We start from the raw sequence: 2,765 nt of genomic DNA, 5'->3' as shown, positions 1-2,765 counted from the left end.
CCAACCGGATTTCGCTCGAGCTTGCCACTCTGCAACCGTCGCCGCCGGCGCTCCGGCTGTTCGATGCCGGCGTCGGCGACGGCACGGTGCTGTCGCGGGTGATGCGGGCACTGCATGCGCGCTTTCCGACCATGCCGCTCTATGTGGTGGCGAAGGAGATCTCCTACGAAGACGTCCGCATGATGCTGGAGAAGATGGCGGATCGCCTGTTCGAGCATCCCGCGACCGTGCTGGTCGTCACCAATCTCTATTACGCCGAGGCGCCGTGGCTGACGCCGCGCTCCGTTACCTCGGCGCAGGGGCTGATCTGGAAGGATGTCGCGCTGTCCGGCAACACCGCGCACGGCTTTGCCGAGCAGATCGGCGCGCTCGAAGGCTTTCTCGCCGAGCACTGGCGTGCCGGCATCAGCCCGAAGACCGGCAACCCCGTCTACATGCGGCCCGTGGTCCTGACCCTGCGGCGGGAGGACCATTCCTTCCTGCTCGATCCGATCATGCCGCGGCCGGGGCGGGTGATGGCCGATTACGATCTCGTCATCGCCTCGCAGCCCTATCGGGCGCGGGCGAGCGTCGAGTTCAAGGCCTCCAAGGTGGTGACGCCGCTGGTGCGCGCGCTCCGGCCGGGCGGCCGGCTGATCGGCATCCATTCGCATGGCCACGATCCCGGCATCGAGATCATCGACCGGCTCTGGCCCGGCGACGATCCGTTCAAGACCGACCGCTACGCGATCCTGCGCCAGGTCAAGCACGAGCTCGGCGCGGCCGCGCGCTACTACAATTTCAACGCTTCATCCGACGCGCGCTCGATCTTCCGCTACCACATGCACACGCTGCCGGACGAAGTCTCCGGCCCGATCGGCACCTCGACCCTGTTCGCCGCCTGGAATGCCGCGATCTATGTCGCGCAGGTCGAGGACGTCAGGCTGTCGGAGGTGGTGCGCGACGGCCGCTATCTCGAGGCCACCGATCGCGTGCTGAAGCAGCATGGCGGGCTCTGGTTCAACGACGAGACCTATGTGATCTCGCGCCGCCGCGCGCCGGCCTGATGAGGCATGCCGATGTCCCCGCCGCCCGATCGTCTGATGTCGCTGCTGTCCTCAGCGTCAGTGGAGGTCTCCTCGCACGGACACCAGCTCGGCGAGCTGAAGGCCGGTTTCGCCGCCGGCACCGACGTCACCATCACCTTCCTGCCGGGCGACAACCCTTCCCGCAATGTCGCGACAGCGGCGGCGCTGCGCCGCGCCGGCTTCAATCCCGTGCCCCACATCGCCGCGCGCGAGATCGCCTCACGCGAGGTGCTCGATGATTTTCTCGCGCGGCTTCGCGGCGAAGCCGACATTGCTCGCGTGCTCCTGATCGCGGGCGACGTCGCGGGCGCCCGGGGGCCGTTCAAGTCGAGCCGCGACGTCGCGGCCAGCGGCCTGCTACAAGAACACGGTATTGCCCGTGTCAGCGTCGCCGGTCATCCCGAGGGCCATCCTTATCTGGACGAGGCGGGCATGCTGGCCGCGCTCGCAGCCTGGCGCGACTGGGGTCGCGACGCCAACATCAGGATCGATATCGTCACCCAGTTCTGCTTCGAGAGTGCGCCGATCGTGGGCTGGCTCGCAGCGCTGCAGGCAAGCGGCATCGACCTTCCGGTGATCGTCGGCCTCGCGGGTCCTGCGACAATGGCGACGCTGACGAAATTCGCGCTTCGCTGCGGCATCGGCAATTCGATGCGTGCGCTGCGCGGCAGGATCGGCCGCTACGGCCGGCTGCTGACCGATGCCGGGCCCGACGAGGTCATGGAGGGGTTGGCTTCCGCGCCGGCATCGGCAACGGCCGCGATCGCCGGCTTCCACCTGTTTCCGTTCGGCGGCTTGCGCAAGACCGCGAACTGGCTGCGCGCGTATCTGAAGGAAGCGCTTCCGCAGGCGCTGGATTCGACGGCCCCATGATCGGGGGGCGGAGATACGAAAGCAAAGGCGTCCGCCAAGGCGGACCGAGGCTGGTGGCGCTCGACCCCCGAAGCGCCCGTGACATGAATGCGGCGGCTCGATCGGTCCGACCGATCAGCGGCACACTCACTCACCTAACCAGCCTCGGTCCTCAGCCCCCGCCGACCGCGCGCATTTTCTTTAGCGGCTTGATGCCCGTTCCCGCCACAGTTAAACCGCATCTCGGCCGAACTTCATCGCATCTCTGTTGCGCCACCGTCACACTGATTGCCGCTTCGGATTGCGTTAGTGCATTCATGCGTGCAGTCCGCTCCGTAGTTTTCCTGGGTTTGAAACGGTCTCGATGCCGAAGCTCTTCACCGATCCCGCCGCCATCGCCGAGGATATCATTCGCGACGTCGGCAGGACTCTGGTGGTCGGACTGCCGCTCGGACTGGGCAAGGCGAACCATATCGCCAATGCGCTCTATGCCTGCGCGGCTGCCGACCGCTCCATCAATCTCACCTTCTTTACCGCGCTGACGCTCGAGAAGCCCAGGCCGAACAATCTGCTGGAGCGGCGCTTCATCGCGCCGGTGATCGACCGCCTGTTCGGCGACTATCCCGAACTCGCCTATGCGGAAGCGCTGCGCGCCGGGACGCTGCCACCCAACATTCGCGTCAACGAATTCTTCTTCCTGGCGGGGCGGTGGCTGCATGTTGCCGCGGCCCAGCAGCATTATGTCGCCGCCAACTACACGCATGCTCCTTCCTATCTGTTGTCCGCCGGGGTGAATGTCGCCCTCCAGCTCGTGGCCAAGCGCGTCGTCGACGGCGCGCCGCGCTA

2 protein-coding genes and 1 pseudogene are annotated in these 2,765 nt (G+C 66.5%); all 3 read left to right on the top strand.

The window, feature by feature from the left end; genetic code table 11:
* On the top strand, positions 1–1,046 hold a 1,046-nt coding region (locus JOY90_RS38570; protein WP_291696317.1), incomplete at its 5' end, for a hypothetical protein.
* 12 nt (positions 1,047–1,058) lie between these two features.
* Entirely contained in the window at positions 1,059–1,940 is an 882-nt protein-coding gene (locus tag JOY90_RS38565) for a methylenetetrahydrofolate reductase (RefSeq protein ID WP_291696316.1), read from the top strand.
* A 343-nt stretch (positions 1,941–2,283) separates the two neighbouring features.
* Positions 2,284–2,765, top strand: a pseudogene (locus tag JOY90_RS38560) (acetyl-CoA hydrolase); the annotation flags it as partial.

Source organism: Bradyrhizobium sp., assembly GCF_019242285.1.
GTDB lineage: Bacteria > Pseudomonadota > Alphaproteobacteria > Rhizobiales > Xanthobacteraceae > Bradyrhizobium.
This window is presented reverse-complemented; position numbering and strand designations above follow the sequence as displayed.